Genomic DNA, 22,642 nt, shown 5'->3' on the forward strand with positions numbered 1-22,642 from the left:
AGTGGACCTGCACTTCGGTGACAGCAAACCGACGGATGACGAACGGGCCGCCGTCGACGCCCTGCTCGGCCCCCCGGAGTCCTCCTGGGAGGGCGCCGACCGTTCCGACGCCGACCTGCGCTGGGCACGCGGCGGGCGCGAGGCCCGGGACCGCCGCGACCTGCTGTTGCCGGGGCTGCACGCCATCAACGACCGGATCGGCTGGATCAGCGAGGGCGCCCTCGATTACCTGTGCCGCCGGCTGACGGTGCCGCCGTCGGAGGCGTACGGCGTCGCCACCTTCTACGCCATGTTCTCGGTCAAGCCCCGCCCCGCGACCGTGCTCCATGTGTGCACGGACCTCGCGTGCGCGGCGGCCGGCGCGAGCGAACTGTGCGCGGGCATCGAGGCGAGCCTCGGCCCAGGCGTCCACGTCGAGCGCAGCCCCTGCCTGGGCCTGTGCGAACGCGCTCCTGCCGCCCTCGCGATCAAGGCCGGCGATCCGGTGCGTACGGCGGTGGCGGCGCCGGCGACCGTGCACGACGCCGTCCTCGCCGCGAGCGCACCGGACTCGGCGCCGGAGGAGCCGTCGGCGGCGATGGCGGTGCCGCAGGCAGGGGACCCGGCACTCGTCCTGTTGCGCCGTATAGGTGTCGTGGACCCTTCGTCCCTCGACGACTACCGCGCCCACGGCGGTTACACCGCACTGCGCCGGGCCTTCGAGCTCGGTCCCGCCGGAGTCATCCGCGAGGTCACCGACTCCGGCCTGGTCGGGCGTGGCGGCGCCGCCTTCCCCACCGGCCGCAAATGGCAGGCCACGGCGTCGCAGCCCGACCACCCGCACTACCTCGTCTGCAACGCCGACGAATCGGAGCCGGGCACCTTCAAGGACCGCGTGCTCATGGAGGGCGACCCGTACGCGCTGGTCGAGTCCATGACGATCGCGGCGTACGCGACCGGCGCCCACAAGGGCTATCTGTATCTGCGCGGCGAGTACCCACGAGCCCTCGCCCGCCTGGAACACGCCCTCGCGCAGGCACGCGCGCGTGGCTTCCTCGGCGACGACATCCTTGGCCAGGGATACGCCTTCGACATCGAGATCCGGCGCGGCGCCGGGGCGTACATCTGCGGTGAGGAGACGGCTCTCTTCAACTCCATCGAGGGCTACCGGGGCGAGCCCCGCTCGAAGCCACCGTTCCCGGTGGAGAAGGGCCTCTTCGGCAAGCCGACGGTGGAGAACAACGTAGAGACGCTGGTCAACGTCCTGCCGATCCTGACCATGGGAGCCCCGGCGTACGCGGCGATCGGGACGCAGCGCTCCACAGGACCGAAGCTGTTCTGCGTCTCCGGGAGCGTCGAGCGGCCCGGGATCTACGAGCTGCCGTTCGGCGCGACGCTCGGCGAGCTGCTGGAGCTGGCCGGGGTGCGGGACGGGCTGCGGGCGGTGCTGCTGGGCGGGGCCGCGGGTGGCTTCGTACGGCCGGACGAGACCGGTATCCCGCTCACCTTCGAGGGCACGCGGGAGGCGGGCACGACGCTCGGCTCGGGTGTCGTCATGGCCTTCGACGACACCGTGCCGCTGCCCCGGCTGCTGCTGCGGATCGCCGAGTTCTTCCGCGACGAGTCGTGCGGGCAGTGCGTGCCCTGCCGGGTCGGCACGGTCCGGCAGGAGGAGGCGCTGCACCGGATCGTCGAGCGCACGGGTGCGGCCGCCTCCGATGACATCGCCCTGCTCAGGGAGGTCGGCCGCGCCATGCGGGACGCCTCCATCTGCGGTCTCGGGCAGACCGCGTGGAACGCCGTGGAATCCGCCATCGACCGACTGGGGGCGTACGAATGACCGTGACACCGCTGGGGATTCCGCGCCGACTGCTGGAGTTCACCATCGACGGGGAGCCGGTGCGCACCCCCGAGGGGTCGACCATCCTCGACGCCTGCCGGGCGGCCGGGAAGGACGTCCCGACCCTGTGCGAAGGGGACACGCTGCGGCCCAAGAACGCCTGCCGGGTGTGTGTCGTGGAGGTCGAGGGTTCCAGGACCCTGGTCCCGGCCTGCTCCCGGAAGGCCGAGCCCGGTATGGAGGTGCGGACCGACACGGAGCGCGCGCGGCACAGCCGCAAGATCGTCCTGGAGCTGCTCGCCTCCTCGGTCGACCTGTCCACGACGCCGCAGGTCGCCGGGTGGATCAAGGAGTACGAGGCGAAGCCCGACCGCTTCGGCCCGGACGCGGCCCGGCTGAACGAGGAGCCGAAGGTCGACAACGATCTGTATGTGCGGGACTACGACAAGTGCATCCTCTGTTACAAGTGCGTGGACGCGTGCGGGGACCAGTGGCAGAACAGCTTCGCGATCTCGGTCGCCGGACGCGGTTTCGACGCGCGCATCGCGGTCGAGCACGACGCGCCGCTCACGGACTCCGCCTGCGTGTACTGCGGGAACTGCATCGAGGTCTGCCCGACGGGGGCCCTGTCCTTCAAGTCCGAGTTCGACATGCGGGCGGCGGATACCTGGGACGAGAGCGCCCAGACCGAGACGACGACCGTGTGCGCGTACTGCGGTGTGGGCTGCAACCTCACGCTCCACGTGCAGGACAATGAGATTGTCAAGGTCACCTCGCCGCACGACAACCCGGTGACCCACGGCAACCTCTGCATCAAGGGCCGCTTCGGCTACCAGCACGTACAGAACCGGGACTGAGACACATATGGGACGAGTCACGGAACGACGCAAGGTGATCCGGATCAGGGACGGGGTGGTCTCCACCCGGCCGGACACCCTCGTCGCCGAGGAACCGCTGGAGATCCGCCTCAACGGCAAGCCACTGGCGATCACGATGCGCACGCCGGGCGACGACTTCGCGCTGGCCGCCGGGTTCCTGGTGAGCGAGGGCGTGCTGGCCGAGGGCTCCGACCTCCAGAACATCGTCTACTGCGCGGGCGCCACCGTGGACGGCTCGAACACCTACAACGTGGTGGACGTGCGGACCGCGCCGGGCGTGGCCATCCCCGACATCACGCTCGAACGGAACGTGTATACGACGTCGTCCTGCGGGCTGTGCGGAAAGGCGTCCCTCGACGCCGTCCGTACGACGGCCCGCTGGCCGATAGCCGACACTCCCCCGGTCCGGGTCGACCCCGAACTCCTCGCGAGCCTCCCCGACCGGCTGCGCGCGGCCCAGCGGGTCTTCGACCGGACCGGGGGGCTGCACGCGGCGGCCCTGTTCACCGAGGAGGGCGAGCTGCTGGACATCCGGGAGGACGTGGGCCGGCACAACGCGGTCGACAAGCTGGTCGGCCGCGCCCTGCAGAACGGCGACCTGCCGCTGTCCCGGACGATCCTGCTGGTCTCGGGGCGGGCCAGTTTCGAGCTGGCGCAGAAGGCCGTGATGGCCGGCATCCCGGTGCTCGCCGCGGTCTCGGCGCCGTCCTCGCTGGCGGTGGACCTGGCGGCGGAGACGAGGCTGACGCTGGTGGGCTTCCTGCGGGGCAGCTCCATGAACGTGTACGCGGGCGAACACCGGCTCGCTCTGCGGACCGCGGCCGTCCAGGCCTGACCGGCTCCCCGCTACACGGCGGCGGGGCCCCCACCGGCGGGGAGCGCCCCCTGCGCCGTGCCGGGGCCCCGCTGTTCCCCCAGGTCGGCTCAGCCGCTCGTGAGGCGCACCTGCGCCGCCCGTACCACCGTCCCCAGCCTCGGGAAGTCGAGCCGTACCGACGCCTCGTGCTCGGCCGCCGTGAACGCCGTCATCGCGTCCTCGACGAAGACGAGGTCGTAGCGGAGGTCGGCGGCGGCCCGGGCCGTGGACTCCACGCCCAGGTTGGTGGCGATGCCGCCGAACACGAGCGTGCCGATGCCCCGTTCGCGCAGCCGGTCGTGCAGGCCGGTGTCCTGGAACCCGCCGATCGTGCGCTTCACGATCTCGATGTCGCCGTCCTTCAGCAGTCCCGCGACCAGGCCGCTGCCCGGTGGCTGCTCCGGGACGCCGGGTCGTTCGACGCGGACGAGGACGACGGTCGCCCCTGAGGCACGGAAGGCGGTCGCCAACTCCTCGCAGGTGGCGAGGACTTCGGTGCCCTTCCGGGGCTCCAGGGGCAGCGCGACGATGCGGTCCATCAGGTCGACCAGCACGAGGGCGGTGTGTGCGGGCGGGAGCGCGAGAGGTGCGGTCATGACGGAACGTTATCCGCCATCAGCTCTGCGTACCGGAAATCCGGATCAACAGGTCCATGAATTGGTCGCGTTCGGCTGCGGAGAGGGGGGCGAGGAGCGCGTCGTTGGCCTCTCGGGCGGCCTTCTCGCAGCGCTCGAGCAGCCGCGCGCCCTCGTCCGTGAGGGAGACGGCGTTCTTGCGGCGGTCGCGGGGATCCGGCTCGCGTACGACGAGGCCGGCGGACTGGAGGTCGTTGAGGATCCCGACCAGGTCCTTGGGATCGAGCTGTACGCCGCGCCCGAGCGTCGCCTGGGCGACGGGGGCGAGGTCGCGTACGGCGGACAGGACGACGTGGTGCCACATCCTCATCCCCTCCGCCGCGAGCGCCTCGGCCACGAGCGCACGCCCGCGGGCCGCCGCACGGCCGAGCAGCCAGCTGGGGAGGGACCGGATCGCGGGGAGGGGGGCTTCGGACATGGCGGCACCCTATCGAGAATTCATTGGACTTCCCAACGACTGATATGTAGCTTCGGCGTCATCCGGCAACCGTTGGTGTTCCCAATGAAATCTGGAGGTGCGATGCGCCGCGTCCGCTACGACTCCACCGGCGGCCCCCTGTTCCTGGAGGAGGCCCCCGTCCCCACGCCGGGCCCCGGCGAGCTCCTCGTCCGCTGCGAGGCGATCGGCGTGACCCTCCCCGTCGTCCGCAAGGTCACCGAGGCCGCCGAGCCGGTGCCGCTGGGCGGCGAGATCGCGGGCGAGGTCATGGCCGTGGGCCCGGGTACCGGCCGCTTCCGTGTCGGCGACCGGGTGACGGGATTGTGCTTCGGGCACGGGTACGCCGACCAGGCGCTACTGCACGAGGGCATGGCCTCCCCGATCCCCGGCCGCGCCTCCGCCGTCGACGCGGTCGCCCTCGTCCGCAGCGGCCTGGTCGCGCTCGGCGCGCTGGAGGCCGCCCGACCACGGAAGGGGGAGGCGGCCCTGGTCACAGCGGCGGCGAGCGGCGTCGGGCATCTCGCCGTGCAGCTGGCGCGGGTGCGGGGCGCGGGGCGGGTCGTGGGTGCCGTGTCCGATGCCGGCAAGGCCGACTTCGTGCGCTCCGTCGGGGCCGATGAGGTGGTGACGTACGAGGAGGAGAGCTGGGGCGAACCCGTCGACTACGCCCTCGACGGTGTCGGCGGCGAGATTCTCACCCCTGCCGTCGTGGCGCTCACCGCCGGAGGGCGACTCGTGGCTTACAGTTCGGGCGGTGGAACGATTCGGGCATATGACCTTCTTGTCGGCGCCAAGTCCGTCATCGGATTCCAGATGGCCCGGATCGCTCGCGGTGAGCCCGAGTTGTACGAGCGCTGGCGGCAGGAGCTGTGGAGGCTGTTCGAGGAGGGGGCCGTCAAGCCTGCCGTGCACGGGGAGTTCACCCTGGAGGAGGCCGCCGAGGCGCATGCGGCCGTCGAGTCACGGGTCAACCGGGGGAAAGTAGTACTCCATCCGTGATGTGACACGTGCATGGTTCTTGTGATGTGTGCGATAGCCCAACTAACGTCTGTGATGCGCACTTTGGACGTGGGATGTCCGAATGTTCAGATGCCTGGACGCATGACCAGACGATGAAGGGCGGGCCGCACCATGCCGGCAAGAGTTCGCGCACGTCTCAGAGCTGCCCTCGTCGCGGCCGTCGCCATCTCGGCGACGGCCGCGACCTTAGGTCCCGCACAGTCCCAACCGCGCAAGACGGTCCCGTCGTTCGAGCAACAGGTTCTGTTCAAGGCGTCCCAGGATCCCGGGTACGCCTGCTTCCGCATTCCCGCGATCGTGAAGTCCAACGACGGCACGCTGCTGGCGTTCGCCGAAGGGCGGGTGCTCAACTGCGGCGACGCCGCCGACATCGACCTCGTGGTCAAGCGGTCCACCGACGGCGGACGCACCTGGGGCCCGCTCCAGGTCGTCAACGAGGGAAACGGCGACACGCACGGCAACCCGGCACCCATCGTCGACCGCCGGACCGGCCGCATCCTGCTGGCGGAGACCTACAACACCGGGCGCACGGACGCGGGCAGTTGCTCCGTGCCCTGTGACCGCACCCCGCATCTGCAGTACAGCGACGACGACGGCCGGACCTGGTCCAAGCCGCGCGATCTGAGCGCCTCGATACTGCCCGCGAACTGGAACTCCTGGTACGCCACCGGCCCCGTGCACGGCATCCAGCTCACCAAGGGCCCGCACGCCGGACGGCTGGTCTTCGGCGTCAACACCGAGACCTGGGACGGCAGTCGGGTCTCCGCCAACCACGCCGCCCTCATCGTCAGCGACGACGGCGGCGACAACTGGCGGATCGGCGCCACCGACTCCTGGTCCATCTCCGCCGCCGACCGCACCTTCCGGCAGAAGCCGTCCGAGGTGACCCTCACCGAGCGCACCGACGGCACGATCCTCATCAGCGGCCGGGAACAGGACGGCACCGACCTCGGCCATCGCTCGCAGACGTTCAGCACGGACGGCGGCGACAGCTTCACCGGGCCGTTCCGCGACCTTCCGGACTTCTACACGCCCCAAGTGCAGGGCGCCACACTCCAGTTGGGCAACCGGATACTGCTGTCGGCCCCCGGCGACCCGGACCGCCGCCGCACCATGATGATCCGCAGCTCCTACAACGGCGGGACCACCTGGGACAGCGTGGACCGCGGCAAGGTCGTCACCACGGACTGGTCCGGCTACTCCGACATGGTGGACATCGACTCGTCCACCGTGGGCCTGATGTACGAGGGCGGGACCGTGGACGCGCGGGACGAGATCCGCTTCGCCCGGTTCAACGAGGAGTGGCTCGGCCCCCGGCGCGGCCCCGACCCGACCACCCCCGACCTCGCCATCGGCGCGCCCCGCGCGACGGTGCTCGGCGGGCCCGAGGTGACGGACGGCGTGCTCGGCAACGCCCTGCGGTTCGACGGGGACGACGACGCCGTACGGCTGCCGTACCGGACCAGTCTTCCGCTCGGGACCAACGAGTTCACGGTGTCGCTGTTCTTCCGGTACTCCGCGACCAGCGGTGAGCAGCCGTTCCTGTGGATGGGCGGGATCGGCAGCCTCCAGCCCCAGGTGTGGCTGCGCGGTGAGCCCGACAACGACCGGGTGCGCGGCCTCATCACCACCCGCGAGGGCTACGGGGTGACGAGGACCTCGTCGGTGTGGGCGGGCGGCGCCGCCAACGACGGCGAGTGGCACCATCTCGCCCTGCGGCGCGGCGGCGGCCAGCTGACGTTGTTCCTCGACGGCAGGGCGGTCACCACCACCGATGTGACCGGGTCGGTGAGCCGTAACTCGCCGTTCGGTGTGCACATCGGGCAGCGGATGGACAGCAGGGCCTTCCTCACCGGCTCGATCGACGACGTGCGCGTGTGGAACCGGGCGCTCGGCGACGAGGAGCTCAACGCGGCGGCGGCACCGTCCACCACCCGCAAGAAGAAGGTCACCACCCCCGACACCGTCCTGTGGCTGCCCATGGACCAAGTGGGCTGAGGCCACTAACGTCCCGGGCGTGCCCGACGACGCACGAGCACGACAGCGCACCGGAACCGGCCTCGGAATCCTGCTGGCCCTGGTTCTCGGGGCCGTGCTGCTCACCGCCCTCCCGGACGACGGCGAACGGGAGGGCGGTGCCGCGTGCGCACCGCACTCGGTGGCGTCCTGGTCGGCCGAGAAGGACCTCACCGCCGAGTTCGCCCGCTACGGCGACGACCCCTCCCGCGCCGACGACTGGACCGGCGGCGACGGCACCCACTCGGTACGGCTGCCGGACGGCCGGCTGCTGTGGCTGTTCTCGGACACCTACCTGGGCCAGGTGCACGCCCCGCCCAACCCGTTCGGCGAGTCCTACACCTGGCGGGAGGCGTCCGCCCCCCTGGTCCGCAACTCGGCGGTCGTCATGCGCGACGGCCGCCTGGAGCGCACCCTGCCCGCCCCGCTCTTCCCCGACCCGGCCCCGAACCAGTGGCGCTGGCCGGTCGCGGCCCGTGTCGAGCCCCGCTCCCCCGGTTCGTCAGACCAGGTGCTGCGGGTGCTGCTGTGGGTGCGCACGGCCGGGCAGTCCCCCTGGATCTACGGCGTGCCCACCGCCACCGAGGTCGCCACGCTCTCCCTGCCCGATCTGCGGGTGGAGTCGATCACCAAGATTCTCGACCAGCAGCTGGTGCCGGACGCCTCGCGGCGGGTCCTGTTCGGGACGACGCTGATCGAGGAGGGCGGCTGGACATACGTCTTCGGGGGCGACGACGGCCAGGCGGCGTCGCGGCCGGTCTCTCACGCGTATGTCGCCCGGGTCCCGAAGGGCCGGCTGGCCGAGCCGGGGGCGTGGCAGTACTGGCACGGCTCCGAGTGGGGCACTGCCCGGCCACGTGCCGTACTCGGCGACGGGCAGCGCACGGGAGTGGGCAGTGCGTTCTCGGTGGCGCGGGTGGGCGGGACGTATCTGCTGTTCACGATGGCCGCGGGCAGCGCGGGTCTGACGACGGTGACGTCGTACTGGGCCTGCTCCCCCGCCGGCCCCTGGCACGGACCGACGAGGGACTTCAGCCCGTCGCTGCCGCCGGGCGGCCAGGTCGCCGCCTACAACCCCCAGGTGCATCCGGAACTGAGCGACGACGGACGCCTGGTGGTCAGCTACGACGTCAACTGGCTGGACACCGGCGGCGCGGCGGCGACCCAGCTCAGCCGGAACGTGTCCCTGTACCGACCGCGGTTCGTGACTCTGCGGGCGGCGCCGACACGGTGATCGTCTCCTGGGCGTCGTGGGCACGGCGCTTGGCGATGACCGCGCACACCATCAGCTGCATCTGGTGGAAGAGCATCAGCGGCAGCACGGCCAGCGAGGCGTGCGCGCCGAACAGGACGCTCGCCATCGGCAGCCCGGAGGCCAGAGACTTCTTCGAGCCGGCGAACTGGATGGCGATACGGTCCTCGCGGCTGAAGCGCATCGCCTTGGCGCCGTACCAGGTCAGGGCCAGCATCACGGCCAGCAGCACCGCCTCGACGGCGAGCAGTCCGCCGAGCCGCAGCGGGCTCACCTGGTGCCAGATGCCCTGGACCATGCCCTCGCTGAACGCGCCGTAGACGACCAGCAGGATCGAGCCCCGGTCGACGAGCCCGAGGACCTTCTTGTGCCGGGCGACGAAGCCGCCGATCCAGCGCCGCAGCAGCTGCCCGGCGGCGAACGGCACGAGCAGCTGGAGCACGATCCCCAGCAGTGAGTCGGCCGAGAAACCACCCGCGTTCCCGCCCAGCACGGCCGCCGCGAGGAGCGGGGTGATGACGATGCCGACGAGCGAGGAGAAGGAGCCCGCGCAGATCGCGGCGGGCACATTGCCCCGCGCCATCGAGGTGAAGGCGATCGAGGACTGGATGGTGGAGGGGACGAGGGTGAGGAAGAGCAGCCCCTGGTAGAGCGGCTCCGTCAGCAGCACCGGCACGAAGCCGCGGGCGGCCAGACCGAGCAGCGGGAAGACGAGGAAGGTGCAGGCCAGGACGGTGGCATGGAGCCGCCAGTGCTTCAGCCCGTCCAGCGCCTCACGGGTGGACAGCCGGGCGCCGTACAGGAAGAACAGGAAGGCGATCGCGGCCGTGGAGGCACCGGACGCCACGTCGGCGCCCGCCCCGCGCGCCGGGAACAGAGCCGCGAGGCCCACGGTCCCGAGCAACAGCAGGATGTACGGGTCGATGGGCATCCAACGCGGCCATTGCAGGCGTTTCACTGTGCTCCACTACTTCGCTGAACTTCCGGTTCCAGGCACGGACGTGCCCTCTCCATCGTCCTCCGGCGATCAGCGATCGGGAATCCGGCATACCACTCTGACTGTCATCACGATCCGCGATAACAGCGCTAGTCTGGTCAGCGTGTACGACCCCTCCCACCTCCGTACGTTCCTCGCGGTCGCCCAGACGCTGAGCTTCACGCAGGCCGCCCGTCGTCTGGGCCTGCGCCAGTCGACCGTGAGCCAGCATGTACGGCGCCTGGAGGACGCCACCGGGCGGCCGCTGTTCACCCGGGACACCCACTCCGTGGAGCTGACCGAGGACGGCGAGGCGATGCTCGGGTTCGCCCGGCGGATCCTGGAGGTGCAGGATCAGGCGGCGGCGTTCTTCACCGGCACCCGGCTGCGCGGCCGGCTCCGCTTCGGGGCGTCCGAGGACTTCGTCCTGACCCGGCTGCCGGAGATCCTGGAGGGCTTCCGCTACGACCACCCCGAGGTCGACCTGGAGCTGACGGTCGAACTCTCGGGCACCCTGCACGAACAGCTGGCCGCCGGAAAGCTGGACCTGATGCTGGCGAAGAGGCGTCCCGAGGACCCTCGGGGCGAGTTGGTCTGGCACGACCGCCTGGTGTGGATCGGCGCGGAACGGCTCCGCCTGGAGGCGGACCGCCCGGTGCCGCTGATCGTCTATCCGCCGCCGGGCATCACCCGGGCGCTGGCCCTGGAGGCGCTGGAGCGACAGGGCCGCGACTGGCGGATCGTCTGCACCAGCGGCAGCCTCAACGGGCTGGTCGCGGCGGCGCGGGCGGGGCTGGGGGTGATGGCGCACTCGCGGGGGCTGATCCCGCCGGGGCTGGTACGGGTACCGGAGCGGGTCGGGTTGCCGGAGCTGGGGCGGGTGGACTTCGTGCTGGTGCACGGGGGTCGCCGTACGGCGGCACAGGGGGCGGCGGATGCGTTGGCGGCGGCGATTCTGGCGGGTGGGGATCGGTTGCACCGGCGCTAACGCGCGGGGCGCTGCTTGTACGTCAGCTGCTTCACCCGCCGCAGGAACGGCGATGCCTCCACATGCTGGACGCCCTCCAGCTGACCCAGGGGACCGCTGAGGTACGCGTACAGTTCCGCGCTGTTCTTGACCACCGCCGTCGCGATGATGTTGCAGGGGCCCGCCGTCGCCGCCGCGTGGGCGATCGGGTCGTGGGTGGCGAGGGCCTCGCCGACGGAGGTGAGGGCGGCCGGGGTGGTGGTGATCCACAGGAGGGCGGCGAAGGGATAGCCGATGGTCTCGGACTGGTACTCCACGTCGATGTAGATCGCGCCGGACGCCACCAGCGCGGCGAGGCGGCGCTTCACGGCGGACTCCGAGCGGCCGGTGGCCCGCTGGAGTTCGGGGTGGGTCGCGCGGCCGTCCCGCTCCAGGGCGGCGACCAGCGGTTCGTCATCGGGCTCGATACGGGCCGGTCCCGACCCCGGGGACAGCACGGGGCGCAGCGCCTCGACCTGGTCGTCCGTGAGCACCCGGAACTTGCTCAGCCAGCCGTTCGGGCCGCCGTAGAAGCGGTGCAGCATCTGGTGGGCGCGGATCTCCAGGACGCGCGGGGTGCGCGGGAGCTTGCCGAGCAGCAGGTCGTCGCGGTCGTCCGTGTTGCGCGGCCGGGTCCCGAAGACGACCTCGGTGCCGCCGGAGGCGATGCCGATCCAGTTGGTGTCGTCCCGTTTGGCGAGTGCCTCGGCGATGACCTGGGCGCTGTCCGGCACACAGCGCAGCCGCATCGTCCAGTGGTCCTGCCCGAGGCGCTCGGCGTCGCGGACGGCGACGACCCGCAGGCCGCCCTCGGCGCACAGCCGGCGGTAGCGGCGGGCGATGGTCTGGTCGGAGACCCCGAGCACCTCCCCGATGCGGGCGAAGGACGCCCGGCCGCTCGCCTCCAGCGCGTTCAGCAGCTGGAGGTCGAGCTCGTCGAAGATGTGGGATTCCATCTTCACGGCGGCTTCTCCTGTCGGATTCCGGCGATGTGATGCCCGATACCGCCGTGATCGGCTGTGTGCGGGCCATCGTACGCGGGCAAACGCATCCGAGACGCAAGGGGTACTGGGAGATGCGCACCTGGGGGCCGCTCACGGCCGTGTGCCTGAGCACGTTCATGTTGTTGCTGGATGTGACGATCGCGATCGTCGCGCTGCCGGACATGGCGAGGGCGCTGGATGCCTCGCTGAGTGATCTGCAGTGGGTGATGGACGGGTACGCGCTGGCGCTGGCCGCGCTGCTGCTCGGGGTGGGGGCCGCGGCGGATGTACTGGGCCGGCGGCGGGTGCATGTCGCCGGGGTCGTCCTCTTCGCGGTGGCGTCGCTGCTGTGCGGGCTCGCGACCGGGCCGGGGATGCTGGTCGCGGCCCGGGGGTTGCAGGGCATCGGCGCGGCGGCCATGTTCGCCACGACGCTGCCGCTGCTGGGCTCGGTCTATCAGGGCAAGCGGCGCTCGATCGCGCTCGGCGTGTGGGGCGCGGTGAGCGGGGCGGCGGCCGCTGTGGGGCCGATCGTCGGGGGGCTGCTCACGGACGGGCCGGGCTGGCGGTGGATCTTCTACGTCAATCTGCCGGTGAGCGTGGCCGCGGTGTGGCTGACGCTGCGGGTGGTGCCGGAGTCGCGGGGTGCGCGGGGTCGTCGTATCGACTGGGCGGGCACGGTGACGTTCGCGGTGTTCGCGGGTGCGGTGACGTACGGGGCCGTGCGGGCGGGGAGCCATGGGTGGGGTGAGCCGGGGACGCTGGGGTGGTTCGCCGGGGCGGCGCTGGCGCTGGTCTGCTTCGTGCTGGTGGAGCGGCGGGTCGCCGATCCGCTGCTGGACCCGCGGCTGTTCGGCCGGCCCGCGTTCTCGGGGGTGATGGCGGGCGCGCTCGCCTTCAACGCGGCGGCGTTCGGTGCCATGGCGTACTCCTCGATCTGGTTGCAGACGCTGCTCGGGATGAGTCCGGTGCGCGGCGGTGCGGTGTTCCTGTGGCTGTCGCTGGCGTCGTTCGTGGTCGCGGCGGCCGGCGGGCGGCTGCTGCACGGGGTGCCGGCCCGGCTCACCATCGGGGTGGGGCTGCTGCTGATCGGCGCGGGCCAGTTCTGCATGGCGGTCCTGGACGCCGGGTCGACGGCGAGTGCGCTGATACCGGGGCTGGTGCTGGTGGGTGTCGGTACGGGTCTGGTCTCGCCCGGTATCGCGGGCGCCGCGCTGGCCGCCGTACCGCCGGAGCGCTCGGGCATGGCGGGCGGTGCGGTGAACACCTTCCGGCAGCTCGGGTACGCGCTCGGCATCGCGCTCTACGGCACGGTCCTGACCTCACGGATGCGGGACACGCTGCCCGACGAGGCGGCCCATGCCCTGGCGGGCGGCGGGGCGGGTGCGCTGCGGGGCGCCTTCGGTGAGGCGGCGCTGCGCGGGGCCTTCGCCGACGGACTGAACTCGGTCGCGGTGGCGGCGGGGACGACGGCCGCGGTGGCCGGGGTCCTGGTGCTCGCGCTGGTCCGCGGGCCGTCCGCGGCAAAGACCGGAGTGACAGGTTCGGCCCAGCGTACGCTGACAGAAAAGACGGCAGACGAGACGGCAGAGGAGACGGCGACGCCCCGGGGATAGCATGATCGAAAGGGACCGGACCGGGTAATCGGGTCGTACAGATTCGGTGGAGATTACGGGTCCGAAACTTACTCAACCGTCAGTTTTCTGTCCGACCCTTCCCCATGTGAGCGCATTTTCCGTCGCTGACCTGTGCGTACGTGAGCACCGCTCGAATTTCGCCCCCCTCCCGCCCCACCGGCGGGTGGGGTAGCTTTCACGGCGCTGAGCGGAGCTTTTCAGCCGAGGCATTTCGGAGCGGGGAGCGGGGTTTGCGCGAGTTCACCAACCCTCCGTTGGCGTTGGCACCGCCGGTGGGCGGCCTGGCCGACGTCGTCTTCCAGCATGCCCAGGAGGACCCGTTGTATGTCGTCCTGGGCCGCAAGGACGAGGACGACCACTGGCGGGACGTCACCGCCGCCGAGTTCCGCGACGAGGTCCTGGCCCTGGCCAAGGGCCTGCTCGCCCGGGGCATCCGGTTCGGCGACCGCGTCGCGATCATGTCCCGCACCCGCTACGAGTGGACGCTCTTCGACTTCGCCCTGTGGACGATCGGCGCCCAGGTGGTGCCGATCTACCCCACCTCCTCGGCCGAGCAGTGCTTCTGGATGCTGTACGACGCCGAGTGCTCGGCGGCGATCGTGGAGCACGAGGACCACGCGATGACGATCGCCACCGTCATCGACCGGCTGCCCCGGCTGCACCAGCTGTGGCAGCTGGACTCGGGCGCCGTGCAGGAGCTGTACGACGCCGGTGCCCACCTCGACGACGACGTCGTCCACCGCCACCGGCAGGCGGTCACCCCGGACTCGGTCGCGACGATCATCTACACCTCGGGCACCACGGGCCGCCCCAAGGGCTGTGTGATCTCGCACGGCAACTTCATGTACGAGGCGGACACCGTCATCGACCGCTGGGAGCCGGTGTTCCACTCCAAGAAGGGCGACGAGGCGGCGACCCTGCTGTTCCTGCCGCTCGCGCATGTCTTCGGCCGGATGGTGGAGGTCGCCGCGATCCGCGGCCGGGTCCGCTTCGGTCACCAGCCGCAGATGAACGCCGCCGCGCTGCTGCCCGACCTCGCCGCGTTCAAGCCGACGTTCTTCCTGGCCGTGCCGTACATCTTCGAGAAGGTCTTCAACGCCGCCCGCCGCAAGGCCGAGAAGGAGGGCAGGTCGGGCGCCTTCGAGAAGGCCGTCGAGGTCGCCGTGAAGTACGCGGACGCCGTGGAGGCCAAGGCGTGGGGCATCGGGCCAGGACCGTCGGCGGGGCTGCGGATGCAGCACCAGCTCTTCGACAAGCTCGTCTACTCCAAGATGCGGGCGGCGATGGGCGGCCGTATCCGGCACGCGATGTCCGGCGGCTCGGCGATGGACCGGCGGCTCGGGCTGTTCTTCGCCGGCGCGGGCGTGCACATCTACGAGGGCTACGGCCTCACCGAGTCCACGGCGGCGGCGACCGCCAACCCGCCCGAGCGCACCCGCTACGGCACCGTCGGTCGGCCCATCCCCGGCACGACCGTGCACATCGCGGACGACGGCGAGATCTGGCTGCACGGCGCCAACGTCTTCCAGGGCTATCTCAACAACCAGAAGGCCACCGACGAGTCCCTGCACGACGGCTGGCTGGCCACCGGTGACCTGGGCTCCCTCGACGAGGACGGCTTCCTGACCATCACCGGCCGCAAGAAGGAGATCCTGGTGACCTCCGGCGGCAAGAGCGTGTCGCCGGGCCTGCTGGAGGAACGCGTCCGCGACCATCCCCTGGTCTCCCAGTGCATAGTCGTCGGCAACGACCGCCCGTACATCGCGGCCCTGGTCACCCTCGACCAGGAGGCCGTGGAGCACTGGCTGATGATGCGCGACAAGCCCCAGATGACAGCGGCCCAGCTGGTGCGCGACGCCGACCTGGAGACGGAGGTGCGGCGCGCGGTCGTCGCCGCCAACACCCTGGTCTCGCAGGCCGAGTCGATCCGTACCTTCCGTATCCTCGCCCAGCCTTTCACCGAGGAGCATGGACTGCTCACGCCGTCCCTGAAGCTGAAGCGCAAGGCGATCGAGAACGCGTACTCGGGCGAGGTCGAGGCCCTGTACCAGGCGTGAACTGCGCCCCCGCGGCACTCGCCCGCACCAATTCTCCCCCGATACGCTTGAGTTGATATCGGCCACCGGCGCCCAGGGCGCCCAGTGCACGGGGGACGAACGGTCATGGCAGACATCGGGCGCACACCGGGGACGCCGTGACCGCACCGGAGTACTGGGTCGACCTGCACCGGGCCGGGCAGCGGCTCGGCGGCGGGTTTCTGCTCAACCGTACGTTCGTGCTCACGGCACTGCACTGCCTGCGTGGGCTGGCCCTCGAGGACCAGGTCGACATCGAACTCTGCGACGGTGAACGCGTCGAGGGGAGGATCTGCCGCCAGGACGAGAAGGCCGATCTGGCGCTCGTCGAGATCTCCGCCGACCAGCGGGTGGGCCTGCCGGTGCCCGCCGCCGACCGCGCCCGGGACGGCGGCCGATGGCGCGGCCCCTACCGCCCGACCACGACCGACGTGCACCTCAGCGGCCTGGTGAGCGGTACGGCCCATCATCTGTGCGTCGGCGGCGCCACCATCGAGGCGCTGCAACTGACCGCGGACCAGCACCTGGGCGACTACTCCGGCTACTCGGGCGGCCCCGTCGAGGGCGTCCCGGACGACAGGGCCGGGATGCCGACGATGCTGGGCATCCTCATCGAGCAGACCCCGGACCGCGCCGACCCGACCCGCGCCGCCAACGTGCTCATCGCCGCCACCATCGGGGAGGCGATGAGCCGCTTCGACCAGTTCGACGTCGGGCACCTCATCGACGTGGTCAGGCCGCCCCGGTCGCGGCAGCGAAAGGAGCCGACGGCCCCGGCGCGGTACGCGGACGCCGAGAAGCTGCTGCTCCAGTTCGACGACTGGGCCGACCGCGGGCTGATCGACCCGGTGAGCGCCGCGGAGATGAAGGCCGAGGCGGTCAGACGGCTCATCGACCGGGAGTTGGGCGGTGGTGACGTATGACGGAGCGGCCCGAGGCGTGGGACACCGCGCTCTGCCTGGCCGAGCAGGCGCGGGACGGCGACACGGCGGCGCGCGATCAGCTCCACGACGCGGTCCAACGGCTGTGCGGGGACCCCGAGTTGCTGTCGTACCGGGATCCTGGCCAGACCGTGGCGCACCTCACCGGTCTCCTCGACGACCTCGGCGAACCGGAGATCGCACAGTCGCTGCTGCGGCAGTGCGTGTCCCGTCTGACGGCGAAGGGGACCGATGGCGGGTCCCCGCGTGCGGCGCTCAATCACATCGCCGTCGCACTCGCGGAGCGTGGTCAACTACCGGCCGCCCAAAGGGTGTCGTCCACAGCGGCCACCCTGGGCCGGCCGAGCTCCCGCGCGGACTTCACGGACCTGACGATCACCTTCGCCAATCTCGCGGCGGTCGAACTCGGGCTGGACGACCCCGAGACCGCCGCCAGATCCGCCGAGCGGGCTGCGGGGTTCCTCCGCATGTCCCCCGTGGACGGCCGCCCCGAAGCGCTTCTCGAACTGCGGCTGCGAGTGGTCTCGTTGCTGACGGCGGCAGCGCGCGCCCGCAACGATCACGCCAAGGCCGACGCCCACCTCGACGACCTCGGTGACATCGCCCGCGCTCTGGTGGCGGAGCTCGGCGCGGAACATCCCAAGTCCCTCTCCGCGCTGGTGACTCTGGCCCTCGCCGAGTGCGAGTCGGCGACGGCGGCCGGCGACCGCGAACGGTCGGAGCGCGCCGTGGACGTCCTGCTCATCGCCGCGCAGAAGGCGGCGGCGTTCGCGGGTCGTCGTCACCCTCTCGCGGTGTCCGCGCTGGCGAGTCTCGCGGCGGCGGAGGGCCTGGTGGCCGCGGGGTCGGGAGACGGCGAGCGTCTCACGCGGGCAAGGGCGCTGATGGCCGCGAGGGTGCGGGCCGAGAGCCGACCCGCGGTGCGGCACGCCGCCGTTCCCGCACCGCGGACCTTCAGCCTGCTCGGTCCGGTCCGTGCCCGGCGTGACGACAGGACGGTGGCCCTCGCCTCCGATCGCGAACGCCTGCTGCTGGCCAAGCTGTTGCTCAACGCGGGGCGCGTCGTCCCCACGGACGAGCTGATGCGCGCCGCGTGGGGGGACGATTTCCAGGTGTCGCCGCTCAGGCTGCTGCTCTTCCACATGGCGCGGCTTCAGCGTGACCTCGGTCCCGATGTGCTGGTGAATGAACCCTCGGGCTATCTGATCCGGCTCACCCCCGGGTCACTCGATCTCCACGAGGCGCGGGAGCTGGTGGAGCGGAGCCGTCGGGCCCAAGGATCGGAACAGGCGCGGGAGTTGCTGAACCAGGCGCTGGCGCTGTGGACCGGCGACCCTCTGGCCGGCCTGCCCGGCCCCTACGCCAGGGAGCAGCGGGCACTGCTGCGGGCATGGCATGTGGACCTTGTCGAAGCTCGTCTGGAGCTCGATCTGGAGCTGGGCCGCGACCATGACGAGCTGATCACCGAACTGGCCGACCGGGTCGCCGGGAATCCGCAGAGCCAGCGCTTGCTGGAGCTGCTCCTGGCCACCCTGGACCGCGAGGCGGCGTCGGACGAGGCACCGGACCGGTACGCCGGCGCGCGACGCGTTCTCGCGGACGCGCTCGGGGTGGCCCCGAGCGCGTCGTTGCGGGATCTGGCGCGCCGCATCCATGAGGAAGAGACGCCGTGACGGTCAGCTGATGCTCACCCGGAAGATCTTGTCCGCTCCGTCCGGCTCACCCCCGTTGTTGTCGCTGTTGGTCGTGGACAGCCACAGCTGGTCGGCGCCCGGCACCCTGGTGACCGTGCGGAGCCTGCCGTAGGTACCGACGTAGTACGCGGTCGCCGAGCCGACGTTCTCGGTGTCGCCGTCGATCGGGATACGCCAGAGGCGTTCGCCGCGCAGGGCGGCCATGTAGATGACGTTGCGGATGATGGCGATGCCGCTCGGGGAGGCCTCGGAGACACGCCAGGTCTTCTTGGGGTTGGTCATGCCGGCGTTCGAGCAGGTGCCTTCGCAGATCGGCCAGCCGTAGTTGGCGCCCGGCTTGATGAGGTTGAGCTCGTCGAAGGAGCTGTTGCCGAACTCCGCCTCCCACAGGCGGCCGTTCTTGTCGAAGGCCAGGCCCTGGGGGTTGCGGTGGCCGAGGGAGTAGACGTAGCTGCCGAAGGGGTTGCCGGGGGCCGCTTTGCCGTCCGTCGTCAGGCGCAGGATCTTGCCGTTGAGGGAGTTCTTGTCCTGGGCGAGGGACGAGGTCTGGGCGTCGCCGGTGGAGGCGTACAGCAGGCCGTCGGGGCCGAAGGCGAGGCGGCCGCCGTTGTGGTAGCGGTTCTTCTTGATGCCCTGGAGCAGCACGGTGTAGCCGCTCAGCGAGCTGCCGTCGTAGGTCATGCGTGCGATGCGGTTGCCCTCGGAGGCCGTGTGCATGAAGTAGACGCGGTGGTTGGTGGCCCAGTCGGGGTCGACGGCGACGCCGAGCAGTCCACCCTCGCCGTCCGTGGTGACCGCGTTGGGCACCTTGCCGACCTGTGTCCTGGTGCCGTCCTTGGTCAGTTTGAACACCTTGAAACTGTCGCGTTCGGTGACCAGGGCGCTGTTGCCATCGGGCATCCAGTACGTCCCCCAGGGGATGCTCCAGCCGGTCGACACGGTGCCGATGGACGACGGGACACCGCCGTCGGTGGCGCAGGCCCGGGTGGTGAAGGTGACCGCGTTGCTCTGCGGGGAGGCGTTCCCGGCGGCGTCGCGGGCCACGACGTTCAGGTTGTAGGGGCTGTCGCAGGCCAGCCCGGTGAGCGTGGCCGAGGTGGCGGGCGGGGTGCCGGTGACCGTCTTGTAGACGGTGGAGCCGCTGCGGATGTCGTACGCCGTGACCGCCTTGTCGTCCGTCGCGGCGCCCCAGCTCAGCTTGGCGCTGTTCGCGGTGACGTCGGTGTAGGACAGGGTGCCGGGTCCGGTCGGCGGGCTGGTGTCGGAGCTGGTCTTCGTCGTGCAGTCCACGGCCGGGCTGGCGGGCGAGGCGTTGCCTGCGGCGTCGCGGGCGATGACCGTGAGGTTGTAGGTGGTGGCCGGGGTGAGCCCGGTGAGCTTCGAGGTGGTCGCGCTGCCCGCGGCCTCGCCGATCTTGTTGCCGTGCTCGTAGATGTCGTACGCGGTCACCGCCACGTCGTCGGTCGCGGCGCCCCAGGTCAGGGTGAGGCCGTCCTCGGTGATGGCGGAGCAGGTCGGTGCGCCGGGGCGGGTCGGGGTCTGGGTGTCGGCCGTCGTGCCCACGGTCAGTTTGTCGAGGTTGGGGCCGCCGGCGGTGGTGGTCGCGGTGGCGCGGATCTTGTTGGTACCGGCGGTGAGGTCGGCGTTGACCGTCTTGGTGGCCCAGGTGGTCCAGTTCGCGGTGGGCGGGAAGGACACCTTCGACGCGATGACCTTGCCCCCGACCGAGATGTCCATGGGCCGGTCGGCGCCGGTGCCGTTGGCGTAGCGCAGGGCCAGCGAGGCGCCGCCCGCCGCGTCCGCCCTCACCGTGAACTCGACGTACGAGCCGGTCACATTGGTGTAGTCGACGAAGCCGGTGCCCGTGTAGCCGCTGTGGTTGGTGGCCACCGTGCCCTGCGAGATCGTCGCGGTCTCGGCCTGGTGGTCACTCGCGGCGGCGGCCGCGGCACCGGACGGTGGGGAGGCGGTGAGGAGGGACAGCAGCAGGCCGCCGAGGGCGGCGGTGAGCACGCCCCGGTAGGAGCGGCGTCTGGTGGGGGTGACATGCATGGGGGGTCCACCTCCAGGTGGGGGGGATGTCCTACGGGTGCGGGCGCGGATGAGGGGCGGTCAGCAGTCGTCGGAGCCGGTGCCGGTGACGCGCAGGGCACCGCCCGTCGTGGTGTGGCTGTCGGTCACGCAGGCGCCGGTCACCGTCTGGAAGCCCATGTCGTACGGCGATCCGCTGCCGCGCTGGGCCGTGAAACGGGTGAAGCGCAGCGAGCTGCCGTTATTGGCGATGACCGCGGGGCGGGAGTCGTCGGCGGCGAGGCGTACGGAGCTGTCCGTGAAGGTGATGCCGTCGGTGTGGTGGAGGTACCAGCCGTAGGCGGGGCGGGTGCCGATGCTGTTGGGGTTGTAATTCTTGGGGTCGTTGCTCGGCACGCCCGTGTCCATGGGGTCGTGGCCGCCGGGCACGGTGAGGTCGACGTGGGTGAAGCGGACGTTCCTGATGCGGTGCGGGCCCGGCTCGCCCCACAGGGTCGGGCTGAACGACGGGTCGGTGCCGGTCGCGGTGATGTCGTCGTAGGTGATGTCGCTGATGGAGCCCACGCCGGGGTCGTTACCGCAGCGTTTTCGGGTGCCGATCTTCTGCATGATCGGTGAGCGGACGCCGGTCATGGTGATGTCGCGGTAGTGGACGTCGGAGATCTTCGCGCCGTCCATGGAGACCATGCCGAGCCCCGACTTGTCAGAGCCCTCGATACGGATCCGCTCGAACCGGTAGTCGGTGAAGTCGCCGCAGGTCTCCGAGCCGAACATCAGGGCGTTGCAGCACCGCGCCGATAGATAGGAGTCGCCCACTCTGGCATGGCCGTTGGGAAGCTTGGCGCCCAGCGCGTAGTCGCTCTTGAAGGCGAGGGCGTCGTCGTTGGCCTCGAAGTGGGCGTTGGTGACGGTGACGTCGGTCGTGCTGATGATGTTCCAGCCGTCGCGGTCGCTAGCGGTGTCGATGGTGAGCCGGTCCGAAGTGACGTCTCGGCAGCCGTTGATGAGGGCCGCGAAGTGGCCTCCGCGGCGCAGCGTCAGGCCATCGCCCAGCCGCAGTCCATCGCACCGCGTCAGCGAGATGATCTTGTCGGCCTCGCCGGACTTAGGGGTGCCGGTGATCAGGTTGCCGCCGCCGTCGATGACTCCGCCGCCGGTGAAGGCGATGTCGGTCAGACGGTCGCCGTGGATCATCGCGTTGTGGAAGTGGCTGTGGCCGTAGTCCTGGTACTCGTCGTACGGGTTCGGCTCGGGCGGGTCGTACGTGTCCGCGCCGGCGCCCTGAACCGTGGCGCCCCTGTCCACCTTCAGCGTCACATGGCTCTTCATCCGGATCGTGTTCTTGGACTTGTAGACGCCGGGTGCCGGGACGAGGACGGTTCCCCCGCCGACGGCGTGCGCGGCGTCGATCGCCCGCTGGATCGCCGGGGTGTCATTGGCGGAGCCGTCGCCCTCGGCGCCGTAGGAACGCACGTCGAAGACAGGCGGTGCGGCGGTCGTCGCGACGGCCGGGGGCTGGGACAGGCCGAGTGCCACGAGGAAGCCGAGCAGGGCCGGTAGGAGAGGGCGTACGGGTCTCATCTGGCCGTCCCCTCATACGAGTTGATAGCCGCGGAGGTTGGTGAGCAGCAGGTGGCAGTCCTGGAGTGAGCCGGAGGTGTCGCCGAGGGAACGGTAGATGCCCCACTTGGGGCGCACCCGGTCGGCCAGGAAGGTGTCGACGCCCGACTTCGACTTGTCGATCACTGTGGTGCCGCCGCTCTTGAGGATCCAACGGACCGAGCCCGCCGAGCCGTTGCCGACCTTGATCTGGAAGTCGACGTCCGTCCATTTGTCGTGCAGCGGCGCCAGGTCCGTACGGCCGACGAGGGTGTCGCTGTCGAAGAGCTTCAGCTCGATGGTCTGGGCGCCGTTCACCCGGCGCAGCGACTGGACGACGATCGGGGAGGAGCCGGAGCCGGGCTGCTTCATCTGCATGATGTGGGTGAAGGAGGTCGTGGCCTTCAACGAGCTCGGGATGTACATGGAGTAGGTGATCCGCCAGGTCTGGCCCTGGGTCCACTTCAGATAGCTGCTTCCGGAGGTGCGCAGGCCCGTGACCTCCTGGCGCTGGCGGTCGGTGGAGGTGTCCCGGTCGGACATGTGCATGTTGAAGCGCCAGTTGTCGCCGGTGGCGTAGATGTGCGGCTGCCCGCCCGGGTGGGAGTCGGCGCGGTCGTCCTCGATGGTCTCGAAGGCGCGCATGCCGTCGGAGCTCGCGGACGGCGACCACTTCAGCTGCCAGGACGCGGCCCGTGCGTGCGTCGCGGCGGGCAACCCTACGGCGGCGGAGGCCACGCCGCCCAGCGCGGCGCCCAGCAGGACCCTTCTGGATGTGCCCATGA

Annotated in this window: 18 protein-coding genes; 11 read left to right on the forward strand and 7 right to left on the reverse strand. The window is 70.9% G+C overall.

The genetic code is table 11. The features are described 5' to 3' along the window. The first annotated feature begins 1 nt into the window (after position 1). Genes IE325_RS01900 through fdhD form a run of 3 tightly spaced genes read left to right on the forward strand, consistent with a single transcriptional unit; the run spans position 2 to position 3,532 of the window. Complete coding sequence (locus IE325_RS01900; RefSeq protein ID WP_190067847.1) at positions 2-1,819, forward strand: NADH-ubiquinone oxidoreductase-F iron-sulfur binding region domain-containing protein; 1,818 nt, start codon at positions 2-4, stop codon at positions 1,817-1,819. Then, positions 1,816-2,676: a 2Fe-2S iron-sulfur cluster-binding protein gene (locus IE325_RS01905; RefSeq protein ID WP_190067848.1), complete on the forward strand. Its 861-nt coding sequence runs from the start codon at positions 1,816-1,818 to the stop codon at positions 2,674-2,676. The genes IE325_RS01900 and IE325_RS01905 overlap by 4 nt, the downstream gene beginning before the upstream one ends. 7 nt (positions 2,677-2,683) lie before the next feature. Next, on the forward strand, positions 2,684-3,532 hold the full coding sequence (gene fdhD / locus IE325_RS01910) for a formate dehydrogenase accessory sulfurtransferase FdhD (protein WP_190067849.1): 849 nt from the start codon (positions 2,684-2,686) through the stop codon (positions 3,530-3,532). 89 nt (positions 3,533-3,621) lie between these two features. Here the strand turns inward: fdhD and IE325_RS01915 are convergent, their stop codons facing one another. Next, positions 3,622-4,149, reverse strand: coding sequence for an isochorismatase family protein (locus IE325_RS01915; protein WP_190067850.1), 528 nt, complete (start codon positions 4,147-4,149; stop codon positions 3,622-3,624). Between the two features lie 19 nt (positions 4,150-4,168). Continuing rightward, positions 4,169-4,606, reverse strand: a complete 438-nt coding sequence (locus IE325_RS01920; protein WP_190067851.1) for a MarR family winged helix-turn-helix transcriptional regulator — start codon at positions 4,604-4,606, stop codon at positions 4,169-4,171. 102 nt (positions 4,607-4,708) lie between these two features. Between IE325_RS01920 and IE325_RS01925 the strand changes: the two genes are divergently transcribed. The 3 genes from IE325_RS01925 (at position 4,709) to IE325_RS01935 (ending at position 8,897) form a co-directional block, all read left to right on the forward strand. Further along, positions 4,709-5,626, forward strand: coding sequence for a quinone oxidoreductase family protein (locus IE325_RS01925; RefSeq protein ID WP_190067852.1), 918 nt, complete (start codon positions 4,709-4,711; stop codon positions 5,624-5,626). A 132-nt stretch (positions 5,627-5,758) separates the two neighbouring features. Next, the gene (locus IE325_RS01930; RefSeq protein ID WP_190067853.1) at positions 5,759-7,645 is read left to right on the forward strand and encodes a sialidase family protein; all 1,887 of its coding nucleotides are present in this window, start codon (positions 5,759-5,761) and stop codon (positions 7,643-7,645) included. 19 nt (positions 7,646-7,664) lie between these two features. Then, positions 7,665-8,897, forward strand: coding sequence for a DUF5005 domain-containing protein (locus IE325_RS01935; RefSeq protein ID WP_190067854.1), 1,233 nt, complete (start codon positions 7,665-7,667; stop codon positions 8,895-8,897). On the opposite strand, the gene IE325_RS01940 is transcribed toward IE325_RS01935, so the two are convergent. Further along, positions 8,833-9,846: a bile acid:sodium symporter family protein gene (locus IE325_RS01940; RefSeq protein WP_190067855.1), complete on the reverse strand. Its 1,014-nt coding sequence runs from the start codon at positions 9,844-9,846 to the stop codon at positions 8,833-8,835. The genes IE325_RS01935 and IE325_RS01940 overlap by 65 nt on opposite strands. A 169-nt stretch (positions 9,847-10,015) precedes the next feature. On the opposite strand from IE325_RS01940, the gene IE325_RS01945 reads away from it, so the two are divergent. Then, the gene (locus IE325_RS01945; RefSeq protein WP_190067856.1) at positions 10,016-10,879 is read left to right on the forward strand and encodes a LysR substrate-binding domain-containing protein; all 864 of its coding nucleotides are present in this window, start codon (positions 10,016-10,018) and stop codon (positions 10,877-10,879) included. On the opposite strand, the gene IE325_RS01950 is transcribed toward IE325_RS01945, so the two are convergent. Next, positions 10,876-11,859 (reverse strand): Lrp/AsnC family transcriptional regulator, encoded by a 984-nt coding sequence (locus IE325_RS01950; protein WP_373315071.1) that lies wholly within the window; start codon positions 11,857-11,859, stop codon positions 10,876-10,878. The genes IE325_RS01945 and IE325_RS01950 overlap by 4 nt on opposite strands. Positions 11,860-11,972: 113 nt before the next feature. Here IE325_RS01950 and IE325_RS01955 point away from each other — a divergent pair, with 113 nt between their 5' ends. The 4 genes from IE325_RS01955 (at position 11,973) to IE325_RS01970 (ending at position 18,206) form a co-directional block, all read left to right on the forward strand. Continuing rightward, positions 11,973-13,496: an MFS transporter gene (locus IE325_RS01955; protein ID WP_190067857.1), complete on the forward strand. Its 1,524-nt coding sequence runs from the start codon at positions 11,973-11,975 to the stop codon at positions 13,494-13,496. A 251-nt stretch (positions 13,497-13,747) separates the two neighbouring features. Beyond that, on the forward strand, positions 13,748-15,574 hold the full coding sequence (locus IE325_RS01960) for an AMP-dependent synthetase/ligase (protein ID WP_190067858.1): 1,827 nt from the start codon (positions 13,748-13,750) through the stop codon (positions 15,572-15,574). 137 nt (positions 15,575-15,711) lie between these two features. Continuing rightward, the gene (locus IE325_RS01965; RefSeq protein WP_190067859.1) at positions 15,712-16,515 is read left to right on the forward strand and encodes a S1 family peptidase; all 804 of its coding nucleotides are present in this window, start codon (positions 15,712-15,714) and stop codon (positions 16,513-16,515) included. Continuing rightward, on the forward strand, positions 16,512-18,206 hold the full coding sequence (locus IE325_RS01970) for an AfsR/SARP family transcriptional regulator (RefSeq protein ID WP_190067860.1): 1,695 nt from the start codon (positions 16,512-16,514) through the stop codon (positions 18,204-18,206). Before IE325_RS01965 ends, IE325_RS01970 begins: the two co-directional genes overlap by 4 nt. Before the next feature lie 3 nt (positions 18,207-18,209). Here the strand turns inward: IE325_RS01970 and IE325_RS01975 are convergent, their stop codons facing one another. The 3 genes from IE325_RS01975 to IE325_RS01985 are packed head-to-tail and all read right to left on the reverse strand — an operon-like array spanning position 18,210 to position 22,640. Beyond that, a complete protein-coding gene (locus IE325_RS01975) occupies positions 18,210-20,279 on the reverse strand; it encodes a PQQ-dependent sugar dehydrogenase (RefSeq protein ID WP_190067861.1) in 2,070 nt (689 codons plus the stop codon). A gap of 60 nt (positions 20,280-20,339) precedes the next feature. Beyond that, positions 20,340-21,839: a glycoside hydrolase family 28 protein gene (locus tag IE325_RS01980; protein ID WP_190067862.1), complete on the reverse strand. Its 1,500-nt coding sequence runs from the start codon at positions 21,837-21,839 to the stop codon at positions 20,340-20,342. A 12-nt stretch (positions 21,840-21,851) separates the two neighbouring features. Continuing rightward, the gene (locus tag IE325_RS01985) at positions 21,852-22,640 is read right to left on the reverse strand and encodes a heparin lyase I family protein (protein WP_190067863.1); all 789 of its coding nucleotides are present in this window, start codon (positions 22,638-22,640) and stop codon (positions 21,852-21,854) included. Positions 22,641-22,642: the final 2 nt, after the last annotated feature.

Origin of the sequence: Streptomyces lanatus, assembly GCF_014655715.1 — a bacterium.
In the GTDB taxonomy this organism is placed as follows: domain Bacteria; phylum Actinomycetota; class Actinomycetes; order Streptomycetales; family Streptomycetaceae; genus Streptomyces; species Streptomyces lanatus.